Here is a 16,557-nt window from a genome sequence, read left to right as displayed (position 1 = left end):
GTTGGCGGTCAGGTTGTGGCGGGGGTCAGGAGGTGGCGGTGAGCGACACACCGGAACGCGAGTCCGGCCAGGTCGAGCCCGGCCCGGCGCTCGCCGTCGGCGTCGGCGTGGCCGGCGTACGACCGCGGCGGGGTGACCGGCCGCGCTCGGGCATAAAAGTGGAGAGGCCGCCACGGGGGGAGCGGCCTCTCCGGTGACGTACGTTACTCCGTCAACGTCCTTGGTGTGATCCCGTGACAGCCGGAATTTCTGGGCTTTTTCGCGGCAGTCTTCAGTCCGGGCGGTGGGGTGGGCCGGTCGACCCGCTGCGTTGACCAGATGACCGGCCCACCCCGGCCTGACCGTGGGTGTCAGGCCGTCCGCCGGCCGGGTCCCGTCGTTCCCCCGGACCCGGCCGAACCCCGGGGTGGGCGGGGCACTCCACCCACCCCGGGTCGCTCTCAGCCGTTCGGGAAAAGGCTCCCGTAGTCGGCGTACGCCATGGCCACATCGGCCTGCGCCCAGAAGCGGTGGTAGTTGAACGTGGGCTCCGGGCCACCGTTCAGGTACGCCTGCACCTTCGGCCAGTCCGGGTCGTTCTTGTAGAACGACCGGATGTCCAGGAAGCTCTTCCCGGCGGAGATGGCGTCGCCGTTGGGCATCTTCCCGGTCCAACCCGGCGGGACGTAGAGGCCCTGACCGCTGGAGGCGTCGTAGACGTCGTCGAAGCGCTTGTAGTCGCCACGCGTCTCGGTGGTGGAGACACCCTTCGAGTCACTGGCGGCGTCCAGCGCGTCGAGCAGACCCTTGGCGGTGGTCTTCGCCGCCGCGTTGCCCGACTTGGCCGCGTACGCGATCAGGATCCGGGCGTAGGAGGCGGCGACGCCGACGTCCTGGCCCTTGCTGATCACCTCGACGTGCAGGTTGGTGTTGGGCTGCGGGCTGCTCGGGTTCCAGGTGGTCGGCTGGCCGGTCCACTTCATGTCCGACGGGATCGACCAGTTGGTGCCGAGCGTGGTGTTGGCGATCGCCCACGGCACCCACTTGTCCAGCAGCGCCTTGGCCTTCGTGTTGCCGGTCTGCAGGTACAGCTCGGCGATCCGCTGCATCGACCACGCCTGCATGCCGAACCACTGGTTCGACGGCGGGTCGTTGTAGACCGGGTCGACGTCGTAGAACATGCCGTAGAAGGTGCTGGTGCCCGCCGGCGGCTGGGCGTAGCTACCGTCCCAGCTGTTGGTCGCGCCGCCGGCGATGCCGCCCTCGGAGGACTGCAGCCAGGTGTAGAACTCCAGCTGCCGGTCGAAGCTCTTGGTCCAGTCGGAGACCGCGGTCGACGACTGCGGCTTCAGCTCCGGCGTGTTCGTCAGCGCCCAGGCCGCGAACGGGTTCTGGTAGCCGAAGTGGTTGTGGCTGGAGCCGATCCGCCAGGACCAGTTCTGGCTGGTGTCGTACGCGCCACCCCAGGCGTAGTACCAGGACAGCAGGTAGTGCGCCGAGTCCCGGCCGCTGCCGGCGGGGCAGGTGCTGGCCCCGACGCAGTTGCCGATCTTCTTGAAGTACTTGTCGAACATCGCGTACCGCAGGTAGTCGCCCATCTTGGCGGCCTTGGCCACGGTGGCGGCGACGTCGGCCTGCTTGCCCTGCGCCTTGGCCCAGGTCAGCGCCCAGTAGGCGGCCTGCACCGCACGGGCGTCGGCGTCCGGCGCGTTGGTGTACTTCCACTGCTTGGCGGGAGCGCCGGTGTCCTTGACGAACAGGTCGAGGTAGCCGTACTGACCGCCGTGCTTGAAGGTGTCACAGGACGGCTGCGGGATGGTCTCCCACACCGACTCCTGGGTGCCCCGCTGGAAGGTGTTGATGTACGCCGGCTTGGTGGTGCCGTCGCCGCAGCGGCCGAAGCCGTATGTGTTGTCGACGTCCATCAGCCAGTGCATGCCGTAGATGTCGCCGGTGCCGTAGGTGGACTGCAGCTCCGAGCGCAGCGGGTCCTGCCCGACCGAGATGTTCGGGTTCAGGGCCGACGGGTACTGGCTGGGCAGGTTGTACTCCGCGGCGTACTGCGGGGTGCCGGCGGAGCCCGCGGTGGGCTGGTCGGCGTGCGACGGGATGATGTACTTCTCCATCACCGTCCAGGCGTTGTTGAACGGCGCCCAGTTCTGGGTGACGCGGCCGTACTGGGCCTCCAGCCAGATCCAGAAGCTGAACGCCTCCGAGGTGGTCTCGTGGCCGTAGTCGGGCGCCTCGACGATCAGCGTCTCGACCGAGTGGTACGGCACGCCCTCGGGGCTGAAGTAGCCCGAGTTCTTGATCTTGCCGTACTGGTCGAGGAACTTCTTGATGTAGGCGTTGTCGCCGCCCGGGGTGTCGTTGTCGATCTCGGTGGCGGCGACCGCCAGCGAGGCGAGACCGGTGGCGGCGGCGGTGATGGTGGCGCTACCGCCGACGGTGTCGGTGTCCTCGGCCGCGGCGACCGTGACGGTGACCCCGGTGTTCCAGTTGGTGGGGGTCAGCGTGACGGTGCTCGGCGAGACCGTGATGTCGCTGTCGCCCGAGGGGGTGAGGGTGACCGGCACACTGGTCGTCGGCGCGGCGCTGAGCTTGAGGTTGAAGGTGGACGTGCCACCCTCGTTGACGCTCACCGCGGACGGCGTGGCGACCAGCGTCGGGCCGTTGGCGGCGCCGACGGTGAACGACTTCTCGGCGACCCCGATGCCGTTGGCGTTGTCGTACGCCTTGGCCTGCACGGTGTAGCTGCCGGCCGGCAGGTCCTCCTGCGTGTAGGAGTACGGCGCGGTGGTGTCGGTGTTGATGAGCAGGCCGTTGCGGTAGAACTCGACCTTGCTGATCGTCCCGTCCGGGTCACTGGCGGTCGCGGTCAGCGGCACGTCGGCAGGCGCGGTGAACGGCCCGGAGGGCAGGTTCAGCGAGACGGTCGGCGGCTGGTTGGCCGGGGTGCCGTTGCAGGGGGTGCCGTTCAGGGTGAACGAGGTGGGCTTCGGGTTGCTCCCCGTGTGGGAGCCGTTGAAGCCGATGGTGGTGGAGGCCCCGGTGCCGAGGTTGCCGTTGTACGACTCGTTGGTCGCGGTGACCTCGCTGCCGGACTGGCTGTACCGGGCCGACCAGCCCTGGGTGACCCGCTGTCCGCTGTTCGGGAAGGTCCACTTGAGCGTCCAGTTGCTGATCGGGTCGCCCAGGTTCTTGATGGTCACGTTGGCCGTGAAGCCGGTGTTCCAGTCGTTGGTCGCGTAGACCACGTCGCAGGCCGGTGCGGCCTGTGCGGCGCCAGCGGGCAGCATCACCCCGCCGACGGCGAGCGCGGCGGCGGCGAGGATCGCCACTCGACGGCGTCGTGCCAGATGTCTCATGTGCGCGGTGTCTCCTCGGACCAGGCCGGGTGGTTCCCGGCGAGGCGCCTGCCCGCAGGTGGTGGTGGTACGCGGGGGATTCGAGGCGCCCGGGAAGGTGGTAGCCCCGGGCCCGGCCGGGGTGCGGCGATGCGGCCCGCGCGGGAGGGGGTCCCGCCGGCTCGCTCGGGTGCCGTGACCGGAGGTGGTGCTCCGGCTGCCCTCGGCGGTCCCGCGCCCACGCGATCTGGCTCCTGTCGCGTTGAATCGACAGTGTGCCATGGAAGCGCTCCCACAACAAGCGCGGAGCGAGCTGGTTCACCCACTTGTTTCGATCTCGTTTTGGGTCTTTCACAAAGGCGTGACGGGCGTTACAGTCGCAACATCGGTCGATGGGAGCGCTTCCATCGACAAAGGTTCCAACTGGAAGATCGCCGGGACCGTCCTCGTGGCGGGCCCGGGGAACCATCCGAAGGCCGACGGCGGGCCAGCCCGGACGCCGCCGTCAGCCATCATCCCGCCACAGGGAGGGAGGTGGAACCAGAGCCACTCGCGTGGCCCGGCTCCCGCGCGACACGCACGGCAGGACCCAATTCCGCCCGTGTGTGTGCAGTTACGGTGGGGACGGGGGTTGCCCTCCCCCGTCCCCACACTAAACCCCCGTACACGATGGGAAAAGAGGCCGACGGGACAGGCGCGAAGCGCCGCCCGGTCGGCCTCGTTCGCTGTCCGGGGCCCTCAACCGCCTCAACCCGCCATCGTCGGCCGCCGTGACGGCCGGCTCACCGGGTCGAGCGCTTCTGGCCTATCCTGGGAGCGCTCCCGAATCTGGGCGGTGGGCCCCGTATCCACGAGGAGAATCCATGTCGATACCTACCGGGCCCGCCGGCCCGCTGCGCTTCCCCCGCCACTTCGGTTGGGGCGCGGCCACCTCTGCCTACCAGATCGAGGGCGCCGCCAAGGAGGACGGCCGCGGCGAGTCGGTCTGGGACACCTTCAGCCGCATCCCCGGTCGTACCCGCAACGGCGACACCGGCGACGTGGCCGCCGACCACTACCACCGGTACGTCGAAGACCTCGACCTGATGCGTGACCTGGGTCTGCGCAGCTACCGCTTCTCCATCTCCTGGCCCCGCATCCAGCCCGACGGCAGCGGAGCGCCCAACCAGCGTGGGCTCGACTTCTACCGTCGCCTCCTCGACGGTCTGCACGAACGCGGCATCGCCCCGATGGCGACCCTGTTCCACTGGGACCTGCCGCAGGCGTTGCAGGACGCCGGTGGCTGGGAGTCCCGCGACACCGCCCTGCGCTTCGCCGACTACGCCAACGCCGTCTTCAGCGCCCTCGGCGACCGGGTGCCGGTCTGGCTCACCATCAACGAGCCCAAGACCGTCGTACAGAACGGCTACCTCACCGGCCACCACGCGCCCGGTCGACAGGACCCGGAGGCCGCCTACCTCGTCGCCCACCACCTGCAGCTCGCGCACGGCCTCGCGGTGCGCGCGCTACGGGCCTCGGACAGCACCGCCCGGATCGGCCCCGCGCTCAACCTGCACCCCTGCTACCCCACCGACGACTCCGCCGAGGCCGCCGCCGCCGCGCACCTCTACGACGGCTACGAGAACCGCCTCTACCTCGACTCGGTGCTCAAGGGCAGCTACCCGCAGGACGTCCTGGCCGACCTCGGCCCGCAGAGCCGGATGGTCCGGGGCATCCGCGACGGCGACCTGGCGGTGATCTCGTCACCGGTCGACCTGCTGGCCGTGCAGTACTACACGCCCATCTACGTCGCCGCCGACGGCAGCACCGAACACCGCTGGCCCACCTCCGAGGCCGGCTGGCAGCAGATCTACCCCGACGGGATGTACGACATCCTGACCCGGGTCACCCGCGACTACGGCCCGATCCCGCTCACCGTGACCGAGAACGGTCTGCCCACCCCCGACACCCTGGCCGCGGACGACACCGTCGACGACAGTGGCCGGATCACCTTCCTGCGCGACCACCTGGCCGCCGCGCACCGCGCCATCGCTGACGGGGTGCCGCTGGAGAGCTTCCATGTCTGGTCGATGCTCGACAACTTCGAATGGGACGAGGGATACGAGCAGCGTTGGGGCCTGGTCTACGTGGACTACGTGACCCAACGGCGCGTGCTCAAGCGCAGCGCCCACTGGTACCGCTCCGTCATCACCGAGGGTGGCTTCTGAACGGCTCGCCCGGACGGCCGGGCCCGGACGGCTCGGCTCGGGTGAGCCGGTGACCGTCCGGGTCACGGCCGGAAGACTCAGCGGGGCAGCGCCTGCTGCAACTCCGCTCGCAGCGCCGGGGTGAGCATCTCCCCCGCCTGCTTCGCCAACCGGGCCATCTCGTAGCCCACCACGCCGATGTCGGCGTCCCCGGCCGCGAGCGTGGCCAGGATGGACCCGTCGCGCACCTGCATCACCAGGAAATAGCCCCGGCCCATCTCGACCACCGTCTGCTTGACGATGTCGCCGTCGAACATCTGCGCCGCGCCCGCCGTGATGCTCATCAGCCCGGACGTCACCGCGGCGAGCTTGTCCGCGTGGTCGCGGGGCAGGTGGTCGGAGATCGCCACCAGCAGCCCGTCGGAGGAGACCACCACCGCGTGCGCCACGCCCGGCACCCGCTCCGCGAACGCGCTCACCAGCCAGCTCAGGTCACGTGCCTCCTGGCTCAACGTCGTCACTGTCGTCGTCCTCCTTCGTCGTGCCCCCACGAGGGTGGCACCGGTATCTCGGTGGTGTCCTCGGCCTCGGCACGCCGTACCCCGCTGTAGAGCCGGGAAAGCATGCCGCCGACCGCGTCCGGGTCGAGGTCGGCGCGCCGCGGCGACGACTCCGGCTGGGCGGGGCGGGTGACCGCGGAGAGCTGCGCCATGGGTACGCGTACCGGAAGGCCCCGCTCGTTCGTGCCGGCCGTCACCGGAGTCGCGGGCGGCACGGGCTGGACCGGGGCCGCCGACGCGGTCGGCCCCTGCCGGGACCACCAGCCACCGCCGTCGCCATCGCCGGCGGAAGCGGCAGCCGGAGCCAACACGTCCTCGGCGCGTACCGGCACGGGTCGGGTCTGGCGGGGCACCGCCGCGGCCGGCGGACGACCGGCCACCGGAAGGTCCAGCGGCGCGGTCGCTGTCCCGTGGACGCCGCCGGACGGGGGCACACCCGCCCCACGCTGCGCCGCGGCGCCCCGGGCCGCGTTCGACGCCAGCATCCGGGCGGACGCCGGCGGATCCAACTCGACCGCGCCGCCGGGCGCCAGCAGGGTCGCCGGCAGCACGAGCCGCGCGACGAGGCCACTGTGGCGCCCGTCGAGCTGCACACGCACACCGAGCCGGCTGGCCAGGTGACTGACCACGAACAGGCCCATCCGCTCGACCGCCGCGACGTCCGCGGCCGGCGGGCTGGCCAGCACCGCGTTCGCCTCGGCGAGCGCGGACGGGCTCATGCCCAGACCGTCGTCGACGATCTCGATGAGCGCGGTCGACGCCTCGACCCGCGCGGTCACCACGACGAAGGTGTCCGGACGGGAGAAGGCCGTGGCGTTCTCCAGCAGCTCGGCCAGCAGGTGCACCAGCTCGCCGACCGCGTGCCCGACCACGTTGACGGCACCCATCGACTCAAGCCGTACCCGCTGGTACTGCTCGATCTCGGCGGCGGCCGCCAGCAGCACGGTGCCCAGGCCCACCGGACGGTTCCACCGGCGGGTGGAGTCCGTGCCGGCCAGCACCAGCAGGCTCTCGTCGTTACGGCGCATGCGGGCGGCCAGGTGGTCGAGCTTGAAGAGGTTCTCCAACTGGTCCGGGTCGCTCTCCTCACGCTCCAGGTCGTCGAGCAGCTCCAGTTGCCGCTCCACCAGCACCTGGCTGCGGCGCGCGAGGTTGACGAACATCGCGTTGACGTTGCGGCGCATCAGCGCCTGCTCGACGGCGACCGTCACGGCGCTGCGGTGCACCGCGACGAACGCCTCGGCCAGCTCGCCGATCTCGTCGAGCGAACGGACGACCGCCGGGGACACGTCGATGGTCGGCACACCACCGGTGACGGTGCGCAGCCGGTCCAGCGCGTCGGGCAGCTCCACCTGCGCGATCCGCAGCGCCTGGCTGCGCAGCAGGCGCATCGACCGGGCGACCGAGCGACCGACCAGCAGAGAGATCAGCAGGGCGACCAGCAGCACCGCCACGACGCCGCCGACCACCAGCAGGGTGGTCCGGAGCTGGCCGCTGCTCGCGTCGTCGGCCTGGCGCACCGCGTCGTCGAGCACACTCGCCTCGACCTGCCGCAGCAGCTCCTGGCGTTGCTGGCTCGCCGACCACCACTGCTCCGAGGGCAGCACCTCCGGCGCCGCGTCGCCGACCGGAAGACTGCGCTCCTCCAGGCGGGTGGCGACCTGGAACCCCGGGTTCACCGAGGTCTCGTCGTACCGGCGGATCTGGTCGCTGGTGGCGGACACCCGGAACGCGCCGAGCGCGGTGAGCTGTTGGGCACGCAGGTCGGAGAGGATCACCCGGTCCTCGGTGCCGTACCGGCCGGCCCGGCCGGCGCCGTAGAGCTGCGCCCGGACCCGGGAGGACAGCTCCTTGACCCTGGCGATCTGGACGTAGCGCAGCACCGCGTCGCTCAGCCCCGGTCGGTCCTGGCCCGGTGTCGGCTCGGCGAGCAGGTCCAGCAGCGCGTCGACCGCCCGGTGGTAGTTGCTCAGGATGGTGTCGTTGCTGAGCACCGCCGGCGGGATGGCCGGTCGGATGTCGACGACCTGGTCGTACGCCTCGAGCACCTCGGAGTAGGCGACCCGCCAGGAGGCGTCGGCGTCGGCCAACGGCTCGGCCGCCCGCCGGAGGTCCTCGACGGCGCGGTCGGTGGCCGACTGCAACGGCCGCAGGGCGGTGGCCGCCGCCTCGCGGTCGCCACCGCGGCGCAACTCGCCCAGCTCACCCGCCGAACGGTCCCGCTCCTGTTGGAGCTGGTCGACCACGGCGGTGATCTGCCGACCGATGCCGACCTGCCGGGAGAAGTCGTTCAACGTGGCCGTCCGACCGACCAGCGCGCTCGTCTGCACGCCCGCCAGCACCAGGAACGCCATCGACGGCACCAGCAGCACGGTGGCCAGCTTGGTGCTCATCCGCCAGTCCCGCAGCCGGAACGGCGAGCGGCGTCGATGCGGGACGACCCGGACGTCGAAGCGACGCCGACGGTGGTTCGACACCGCACCGATCGACGGGTCGGGACCTGCCGCCACCCTGCCTCCTCCGTCCTGCCGCGTCCACCGCGACCCGGGGAGCGGAGTCCATCCAACCAGGCTCGGTGGCGCTGTCAACGGCCCGGGCAGGGCGAAAGTTCAGGAAGGATACTGCGGGTGGGAACGTCCTGTCGTGGTCGGTGAGACCAGTTCGTCCGTCCGGCCGATGTCGGCGAGCGCCGCCGCCGCATCAAAGTGACCCAGGGCCACCAAAGCGGCTCCGGTGGCACCGATCTCCGGGTTGCGTTGGTGCGACACCGGTCGCGGCGCGAGCGCGGCGGCGAACGCCTGCCGCCACCACACCGACGCGGCCACCGCGCCGCCGCCCAGCACCACCCCGACCGGCTTGTCGACTGTGGACTCCAGCACCGCGAGGTCCTCGGCGACCAGCTCACACAGCCCCTGCATGAGCCCGGCCAGGATGTCCACCGCCGTGGTGCTGAAACTCAGACCGCGCAGCTCGCCGGTGCCCGCCGGGGCCAACCCGGGCGCCCGGTCGCCGCCGAACCGGGGATCGGCCGGCCGGCCACCACCGACCGGCACCAGCGCCAGCGCCGCGTCCAGTTCGTCCCCGTGGGGCAGCCGCAGCTCCCGGTCCGCCCAGGCGAACAGGTTGCCACCGCTGGAGTACGCCGCCCCGGTCACCACGTGGTCGTGGTCGACCCGGTAGCGCCAGAGCCGCTCGGGCAGCCGCGGCAGCGGCTCGCCGGCCGGGATGCGCTGCATCAGGCGTACCGCCGCGGAGGTGCCCACCGTGACGGCGGCCCGGCTCGGGTCGGCGCAGCCCGAGCCGACGTTGGACGCGCCACCGTCGCCCACCGGCGGCGCCCACCGGGCCTCGGCCAACTGCGGCCAGCGGCGGGCCCGGTCGGGGCGGAGCCGGCCGTGCCAGTCCAACTCGCCCAGCGGCGGCAGGTCGCGGGGCCGTACGCCGGCCAGCGTCAGCGCCTCCTCGTCCCAGCGCAGGGTGACGAGGTCGAGCAGGCCCGTGCCGGAGGCCTGCGAGATCGACATGGGCGCCGTCTGGAGCAACTCGCCCAGCACGTACTCCGGAAGGCCGACGAACCGGGTGATCGGCGTGCCCGACTGGTCCCGCAGCCAGGGCAGGCGCACCGGCCAGTAGGAGCGGTGCCACCAGCAGCCGGTGCGTTGGTGGAAGCCGTCCGGGTCGGCCGGGCCGGACGTGTCGCCGACCGGCGCGGGCCGGGTGTCCAACCAGGTGACGACCGGGCCCAGCGGGGTGCCGTCACGGTCGAGCGGAAGCACCGAGTGCCACTGCGCGGACGTCGCCACCATGCCCACGTCGTGCAGGTGCCCCGCCTCGGCCAACTCGTCCAGACAGTCGACGAGACTGGCGAGGTAGTCGGGGCCGGAGAGGGTGCCCGTGCCGTCGTCCCCGATGGCGATTTTGACCTTGCGCCGGGCCAGGGCGCCGGGCAGCGGCCGGGTTTCCCCGTCCAGCACCAGCCCGCGTACGGAGGAGGTGCCCAGGTCGAGCGCGAGAATGTTCATCGCCGGTCAAGTTACCCGGTGCCGGCCGCGCCGGGACGAGGGTCCGGCCCGGCACACCCGTACGCCGGAAGGGGTCCCGAGTGAGGCCTCGACCGCGTAAGGTGATGCGCATGCTCGCGCACCCAACCTCCTGGTGGCCCGCCGACCCGGCGGCCACCCCCCGCGCGTAGCTTCATCCACGCGGCCGCCACCGAGGCGGCCGCCGGATCTCCGGCCCGGATGGCCGCCCCCGATGGCGGCGCCCAGCGCCCACGGAGACCACGATGACCAGCCAGAACCCCCTGACCGACCTGCTCGCCGCCATCTCCCGGGGCGACGATCCCGGCCCCTTCGCGCTGCTGCGCCGCGAGGGCGCCGACGACCTGGAACTGTTCACCGGCCCGGTCGGCACCGTCGACCGGCTGGCGGACATCCCGCTGACCCCGGGCGAGCCCGGGGCGCGGACGTTGGCCCTGGTGCCGTACCGGCAGATCGCCGAGCGCGGCTTCGCCTGCGTCGACGACGACGCCCCGCTGGAGTGTCTCCAGGTCCGCGAACACGATCGGATTCCGCTGGCCGAGGCGCTTGCCGCGCTGCCCGACGAGCCGGTCCGCACCCGGGACGCCGCCTTCGACGTCAGCGACGAGGAGTACGCGCGGATCGTGCAGCAGGTGCTCACCGACGAGATCGGTCGCGGCGAGGGCGCCAACTTCGTCATCCACCGCACCCTGCACGCCACCGTGCTGGGTGCGCCGCTGGTGGCCGCGCTGGCCGCGCTGCGCCGGCTGTTGGTCGCCGAACGCGGCGCCTACTGGACGTTCGTGGTGCACACCGGCGCCCGCACCATGGTCGGGGCCAGCCCGGAACGGCACGTCAGCGTCGACGACGGGCTCGTCATGATGAACCCGATCAGCGGCACCTTCCGGCCCACCGGCGGCATCCCGGACCGGGCGGCGCTGCTGCGGTTCCTCGCCGATCCGAAGGAGATCGAGGAGCTGTACATGGTGCTCGACGAGGAGCTGAAGATGATGGCGACCGTCGCCGAGCACGGCGGCCAGGTCATCGGCCCTTATCTCAAGGAGATGTCGCACCTGGCCCATACCGAGTACCTGCTCGCCGGCCGGGGCACCCGCGACGTGCGGGAGGTGCTGCGGGAGACGATGTTCGCGCCCACCGTGACCGGCAGTCCGATGGAGAACGCCTGCCGGGTGATCGCCCGGCACGAGCGCCGGGGTCGGGGCTACTACGCGGGCGTGCTGGCGCTGCTCGGCCACGACGACGCCGGCCGGCAGACGCTGGACGCGCCGATCCTGATCCGTACCGCCGAGATCTCCCCGTCCGGTCGGCTGCGGGTGCCGGTCGGCGCCACCCTGGTCCGGCACTCGACGGCGGCCGGTGAGGTGGCCGAGACCCACGCCAAGGCGGCCGGGGTGCTGGCCGCGCTGGGTCTCGGCCCGGCGGCGTCCACCGGCGAGCGCGGGCCGGTCGTGCGGCTGGCCGACGACCCGGAGGTACGCGACGCGCTGGCCGCGCGTAACACGCCGCTGGCCCGGTTCTGGTTGGACCAGCGCTCGCCCGACGCGTCCGGGCTGCCCGGCCTGGCCGGGCTGCGGGCCCTGATCGTGGACGCGGAGGACACCTTCACCGGCATGTTGGCGCACCAACTGGGCGCGTTGGGTCTCGCGGTCACGTTGCGCCCGTGGCACGCCGGCGGCCCGGTCGACGGGTACGACCTGGTGGTGGCCGGGCCCGGCCCGGGTGACCCGGGCAGCCCGGACGATCCGAAGATGGCGGCGTTGCGGGACCTGCTCGGCGAGTTGCTGGCGTCCGGTCGACCCACCCTCGCGGTCTGCCTGGGGCACCAGGTGCTGGCCGGGCTGCTGGGGCTGCCCCTGCACCGCAGGGACGCTCCCTACCAGGGGCTGCAACGGGAGGTGACGCTGTTCGGCCGGTCCCGCCGGGTCGGCTTCTACTCCTCGTTCACCGCCCGCGCCCAGGTGGACCGGCTGGACACCGCGTACGGGACCGTGGAGCTGGCCCGGGACGTCCGCGACGGGTCCGTGCACGCCCTGCGTGGGCAGGGCTTCGCCGGGGTGCAGTTCCACCCGGAGTCGGTGCTCAGCCCGGACGGACTGACCGTGCTGACCGAGGTGTTGACCGACCTGCTGCCGGCGTCGCGCCCGGTCGGCCAGGGTTAGCTCCCGGCCACGGCATGGTCACCGTCGTCCCGGGGTAGGGCTGGTGCGACCGGTGGCGCGGGCGGGTCGAGAGCCCCCGTCCGCGCCACCGGTCGCCTCAGCCGCCCAGGCCCTGCTTGAGCGCCGTGCCGATCAGCACCGCACGGCGGGCGGTGAGGGCGCAAGCGCCCAGCGCCACCGCGTCCGGGGCGATCTCCCCGTTGTTGCTGGTGTGCGAGGCGCCGTACGGGTTGCCGGCGATGAACTGGCTGGAGTCGGTGTAGCCGGGAGGGACCACCACACCACCCCAGTGGTAGAAGACGTTGAAGAGCGACGTCAACGTCGTCTCCTGACCACCGTGCGACGTCGCCGTGGAGGTGAAGGCCGCGTACACCTTGTTGGCCAGCGCGCCCTGCGCCCACAGCGGGCCGGTGGTGTCGATGAACTGCTTCAACTGCGCGGCGATCATGCCGTACCGGGTGGGCGAGCCGAAGATCGTCACGTCGGCCCAGGCCAGGTCGTCGATCATCGCCTCGGGAACGTCCTGGGTCTCCAGATGGTGCGCCTGCCAACCGGAGTTCGAGCGGATCGCCTCGTCCGGCGCGAGCTCCCGTACCTTGCGCAGGCGCACCTCCGCGCCGGCTTCCCCGGCGGCCTCACACGCGGCCTGCGCCATCTGGTAGGTGATGCCGGTGGCGCTGTAGTAGATCACCGCCACCTTCGTCTGGGCAGCCATCAGAGTTGTCCCCTTCTCGTCTCGGGTCAGCTCCCGCGACTACCCCGGCGGTGCGGAGACAAACGACGGATCGCGGTGTTCCGGTCGTCCGGGTTCAAGTTTTCCGCAAGTTCCCGGACGTTCCGATCCGGCCGTCCGCGCGGGCGGCGATCCTGATGCCAACCGGTGCCGGCGTGCAATCCTGCCGCCCCCCTGGCACCGGCGCCTGAACGGGGGATCGCGCTCCGCCGGCAACGGCGCTGGCGCAGCGCGATCAGGGGTCCGCCGTCGTCGAAGGCCCCGCCCGCTCAGCCCACCGGCCGGTCAGCGGACCAGCATCGTCATCAGCCGGTCCAGCTCGGCCGCCGGGTCGGCGGTGAGGCCGGTGTGTACCGGACCGGCCTGGATCATCGTGCTGCGCGGCGCGACCAGCCAGTGGAAGCGCTCACCGAGCCGCATACGGGTGGCCGGCCCGTCGCCGGAGCAGGTCCGGTCCAGCGACTCCAGCACCGCGGCGACGGCCGGCAGATCGACGTCGGGCGCCAGGGCGCGCGCCCGGTCGGCGTCCAGGTGCGTCCGCGCGGCCAGGAAGTCCCGCTGCTGGCAGTAGAGCAGCACACCCACGTTGATCTGTTCGCCGCGCTCGACGCGGGGCACCAGCCGGATGACGGCGTACTCGAAGGGATGCCTCACGCCGCGCTCCCCGCCGGCAGCCAGTCCGCCGGGTCGGCGACCCGCCGCGACAGGTGCGACACGTACGCCTCGCGCGCCTCGTCGGCCGAGTCGAAGTCGGCGGCGGTCAGCCACTGGGCCGGCACCAGCGCCAACACCTCCCGGAGGAGGTCGGGGGTGACCCGGGCGGCCAGCTCGTCGTTGGCCTCGGCGACCCGGTGGGCGTACGGCGCGAGCACGTGATCCTCGGCCCGGTAGGCGCGGTGCACGGCGGCGTCGGCGCGGGGCCAGTTGTGGTGGAAGTACAGCGCGGCGCCGTGGTCGATGAGCCACAGCTCCCGGTGCCAGATGAGCAGGTTGGGGTTGCGCCAGCTCCGGTCGACGTTCTCCACGTACGCGTCGAACCACAGCACCCGGGAGGCCAGCAGCGGATCGACGGGGTGCGCCACCGGGTCGAAGCCGAGCGCGCCCGGCAGGAAGTCCATTCCCAAGTTGGCGCCGCCGCTGTTGCGCAGCAGCTCCTGTACCTCCTGGTCGGGCTCGGCCCGGCCGATCACCGGGTCGATGTCGAGGACCACCAGCGGCGGCACCCGCAGGTCCAGCCGGCGGGCCAGCTCGCCGCAGATCACCTCGGCGACGAGCGCCTTGGGCCCCTGCCCGGCGCCGGTGAACTTCGCGACGTACGTGCCGAGGTCGTCGGCCTCCACGACGCCCGGCAGTGAGCCACCCTCCCGCAGTGGGGTGACGTAGCGGATCGCGGTGACCTGGCGGAGCACGCCGCCCACCCTACTGTGATCTCCGGTCAGCGGGGTCGCTGGAGGCCGCGCAGCAGCAGGTCGACGAGGCGGCGGGGGTCGTAGTCCGGGTCGTTGTCGCGACTGACGCAGAGGTTGCCGATGCCGCGCATCAATTCGTACGGGCGCGTGCCGGGGGTGATCTCACCCGCGTCGACGGAGGCGTCGAGCAGTTGCCCGCAGACCGGCACGAGGCGGTCGAGGAACCAGGCGTGCAGCGTGTCGAAGCCGCCGGCGTCCGACTGCAGCGCGCTCGCCAGGCCGTGCTTCGTGACCAGGAAGTCGGTGAAGAGGTCGACCCACTGGCGGAGGGCCGCCAGCGGGGAGGCGGCGTTCGCCAGCAGGGTCGGGCCCGCTTCGGCGCAGGCCTCGACCTGGTGGCGGTAGACGGCGACGACGAGGTCCGCCCGGGTCGGGAAGTGCCGGTAGATCGTCCCGATGCCGACCCCCGCGCGGGCCGCGATCTCCCGGATCGGCGCTTCGACGCCGGAGGTGACGAAGACCGCGGCGGCTGCCGTCAGGAGCGTCTGCTGGTTGCGCACCGCGTCGGCGCGGCGGCCTCGGGCCGGCATCTCCGGGGACTGGCTCGTCGCCGACACGGTTCTCCTCCACACGCCGTTTGGAAAACGGATCAGCGTTCCGTATATTAGTGGAACGGCGATCCGCTTCAACTGTAGCGGAGGCGGGGACACCCCTGCCGTGCCACCTCCGCACCACGGGAAGGCAACCATGACCACATCGACCCTCGTCGCCGACACCATCAGCACCCCGATCGTGTCCGTCGGCCCGATCACGCTGCCGGCCCCCGGCCGCGCCGTGGACCTGCAGGTACGCGTCTCCGCGCCGATGACCGGCACCCGGCTGCCGATCATCCTGCTCTCGCACGGCCACGGGCACTCGAACAACCTCTCCTCGCTCAACGGCTACGGGCCCCTCGCCAACCACTGGGCGGCACTCGGCTTCGTCGTGATCCAGCCGACCCATCTGGACTCGAAGACCCTGAGCCTCGACCCCGGCGACGCCGAGGCACCGCTCTACTGGCGGTCCCGGGCCCACGACATGACGCGCATCCTCGATGCGCTCGACGCCATCGAGGCCGCCGTCACGCAGCTGCACGGCCGTCTGGACCGGGACAGGGTCGCCGTGGCCGGGCACTCCATGGGCGGGCACACCGCCAGCCTGCTGTTGGGCGCGCGGCTCACCGACCCGCACGACGGGACGCCCGTCGACCTGACCGAACCCCGGATCAGCGCGGGGGTGCTCCTCGCCGCCCCCGGCCGGGGCGGGGACGCGCTCAGCGAGTTCGCCCGGAGCTACGGGTTCTTCCAGACCACGGACTTCTCCGCGATGACGACGCCCGCGCTCGTCGTGGCCGGCGACCGGGACACCTCCGAGCACCTGACGGTGCGGGGCGCGCAGTGGCACGCCGACCCGTACGTCCTGTCCCCCGCCCCCAAGTCGCTCCTGACCCTTTTCGACGCGGAGCACGGTCTCGGCGGGATCTCCGGCTACGACGCCGCCGAGACCACCGACGAGAACCCCCGACGGGTGGCGGCGGTCGCCGCGCTCACCGCGGCGTACCTGCGCAGCACGCTCTACCCGGGAGATCCCGCGTGGCAGTCCACCCGCGCGGCGCTCACCTCGGGGGTCGACGCGGTCGGACGGGTCGAGTCCAAATAGGCCGGGGTGGGGGCCAGCGGCACGCCCTGGCCCCCAGCCACCCGGGCCCGGTGTCAGTCGAGCTTGTCCCGTAGGTCGTCGACCTGGTTCTGCAGGCGGTCCACCGCGCCCTTGTTGTTGACAAACGTGGTGATGCCCGCGGCGAGGCCCAGGCCGATCAGGACCGCCAGGATGCTCAGCACCAGGCCGCCGATGGACACGCCCCGGCCGGTCACGCCCGGCCGGCGGGCCATCTTCAGCCCGACGATGCCGAGGACGATGCCGATGATCCCGAGCACCAGTCCGACCCAGGCGAGGATGGCCGTCAACACGCTGAACAGGCCGGCCACACCGAAGACCAGAGCAAAGGTGGCGGCTGCGCTGGTCTTGGCGCCGGTGGACGCCCGGTGGGCCCGAGAATCGGCCGGTACGCCGGCACCGCGGGCCGGTTGGCTTGCGGCAGTCAT

Annotated in this window: 12 protein-coding genes; 3 read left to right on the top strand and 9 right to left on the bottom strand. The window is 72.0% G+C overall.

Annotation, left to right across the window (positions count from 1 at the left end; genetic code table 11):
• Positions 1–440: 440 nt before the first annotated feature.
• Positions 441–3,338 carry a glycoside hydrolase family 48 protein gene (locus AB0I89_RS19435; RefSeq protein WP_357128601.1) on the bottom strand — a complete coding sequence of 966 codons (2,898 nt, stop codon included), beginning with the start codon at positions 3,336–3,338 and terminating at the stop codon, positions 441–443.
• Positions 3,339–4,189: 851 nt separating this feature from the next.
• Between AB0I89_RS19435 and AB0I89_RS19430 the strand changes: the two genes are divergently transcribed.
• Positions 4,190–5,533, top strand: a complete 1,344-nt coding sequence (locus AB0I89_RS19430) for a GH1 family beta-glucosidase (RefSeq protein WP_357128299.1) — start codon at positions 4,190–4,192, stop codon at positions 5,531–5,533.
• A gap of 77 nt (positions 5,534–5,610) precedes the next feature.
• Here the strand turns inward: AB0I89_RS19430 and AB0I89_RS19425 are convergent, their stop codons facing one another.
• The 3 genes from AB0I89_RS19425 to AB0I89_RS19415 form a co-directional block, all read right to left on the bottom strand.
• Positions 5,611–6,024 (bottom strand): roadblock/LC7 domain-containing protein, encoded by a 414-nt coding sequence (locus AB0I89_RS19425; RefSeq protein WP_197281421.1) that lies wholly within the window; start codon positions 6,022–6,024, stop codon positions 5,611–5,613.
• 5 nt (positions 6,025–6,029) lie between these two features.
• Positions 6,030–8,582: a nitrate- and nitrite sensing domain-containing protein gene (locus tag AB0I89_RS19420; protein ID WP_357128296.1), complete on the bottom strand. Its 2,553-nt coding sequence runs from the start codon at positions 8,580–8,582 to the stop codon at positions 6,030–6,032.
• Between the two features lie 99 nt (positions 8,583–8,681).
• A complete protein-coding gene (locus AB0I89_RS19415; RefSeq protein WP_357128293.1) occupies positions 8,682–10,094 on the bottom strand; it encodes an FGGY family carbohydrate kinase in 1,413 nt (470 codons plus the stop codon).
• A gap of 263 nt (positions 10,095–10,357) precedes the next feature.
• Here AB0I89_RS19415 and AB0I89_RS19410 point away from each other — a divergent pair, with 263 nt between their 5' ends.
• Complete coding sequence (locus AB0I89_RS19410; protein WP_357128290.1) at positions 10,358–12,271, top strand: anthranilate synthase family protein; 1,914 nt, start codon at positions 10,358–10,360, stop codon at positions 12,269–12,271.
• A 97-nt stretch (positions 12,272–12,368) separates the two neighbouring features.
• Here AB0I89_RS19410 and wrbA read toward each other — a convergent pair whose 3' ends face one another.
• From wrbA to AB0I89_RS19390, 4 genes are all read right to left on the bottom strand, one after another.
• Entirely contained in the window at positions 12,369–12,986 is a 618-nt protein-coding gene (gene wrbA / locus AB0I89_RS19405) for an NAD(P)H:quinone oxidoreductase (protein ID WP_355047649.1), read from the bottom strand.
• A gap of 303 nt (positions 12,987–13,289) precedes the next feature.
• Positions 13,290–13,658: a DUF3037 domain-containing protein gene (locus AB0I89_RS19400; protein ID WP_357128287.1), complete on the bottom strand. Its 369-nt coding sequence runs from the start codon at positions 13,656–13,658 to the stop codon at positions 13,290–13,292.
• Positions 13,655–14,413, bottom strand: a complete 759-nt coding sequence (locus tag AB0I89_RS19395; RefSeq protein WP_357128284.1) for a HipA family kinase — start codon at positions 14,411–14,413, stop codon at positions 13,655–13,657. Before AB0I89_RS19395 ends, AB0I89_RS19400 begins: the two co-directional genes overlap by 4 nt.
• A 26-nt stretch (positions 14,414–14,439) precedes the next feature.
• On the bottom strand, positions 14,440–15,003 hold the full coding sequence (locus AB0I89_RS19390; RefSeq protein ID WP_357128598.1) for a TetR/AcrR family transcriptional regulator: 564 nt from the start codon (positions 15,001–15,003) through the stop codon (positions 14,440–14,442).
• A gap of 157 nt (positions 15,004–15,160) precedes the next feature.
• On the opposite strand from AB0I89_RS19390, the gene AB0I89_RS19385 reads away from it, so the two are divergent.
• Positions 15,161–16,111 (top strand): chlorophyllase, encoded by a 951-nt coding sequence (locus AB0I89_RS19385; RefSeq protein WP_357128281.1) that lies wholly within the window; start codon positions 15,161–15,163, stop codon positions 16,109–16,111.
• 53 nt (positions 16,112–16,164) lie between these two features.
• On the opposite strand, the gene AB0I89_RS19380 is transcribed toward AB0I89_RS19385, so the two are convergent.
• On the bottom strand, positions 16,165–16,557 hold the full coding sequence (locus AB0I89_RS19380; RefSeq protein ID WP_355047644.1) for a DUF4190 domain-containing protein: 393 nt from the start codon (positions 16,555–16,557) through the stop codon (positions 16,165–16,167).

Source organism: Micromonospora sp. NPDC049801, assembly GCF_040656575.1.
Taxonomy (GTDB): Bacteria; Actinomycetota; Actinomycetes; order Mycobacteriales; family Micromonosporaceae; genus Micromonospora.
Note: the sequence above shows the minus strand (reverse complement) of the source record. Positions and strands in the feature narration are given on the sequence as shown.

Coding starts and splice junctions, on each gene's coding strand:
- AB0I89_RS19385 (WP_357128281.1), top strand. CDS start 15,161: ATGACCACATCGACCCTCGTCGCCGACACCATCAGCACCCCGATCGTG.
- AB0I89_RS19380 (WP_355047644.1), bottom strand. CDS start 16,557: ATGACTGCCGCAAGCCAACCGGCCCGCGGTGCCGGCGTACCGGCCGAT.
- AB0I89_RS19415 (WP_357128293.1), bottom strand. CDS start 10,094: ATGAACATTCTCGCGCTCGACCTGGGCACCTCCTCCGTACGCGGGCTG.
- wrbA (WP_355047649.1), bottom strand. CDS start 12,986: ATGGCTGCCCAGACGAAGGTGGCGGTGATCTACTACAGCGCCACCGGC.
- AB0I89_RS19390 (WP_357128598.1), bottom strand. CDS start 15,003: ATGCCGGCCCGAGGCCGCCGCGCCGACGCGGTGCGCAACCAGCAGACG.
- AB0I89_RS19410 (WP_357128290.1), top strand. CDS start 10,358: ATGACCAGCCAGAACCCCCTGACCGACCTGCTCGCCGCCATCTCCCGG.
- AB0I89_RS19430 (WP_357128299.1), top strand. CDS start 4,190: ATGTCGATACCTACCGGGCCCGCCGGCCCGCTGCGCTTCCCCCGCCAC.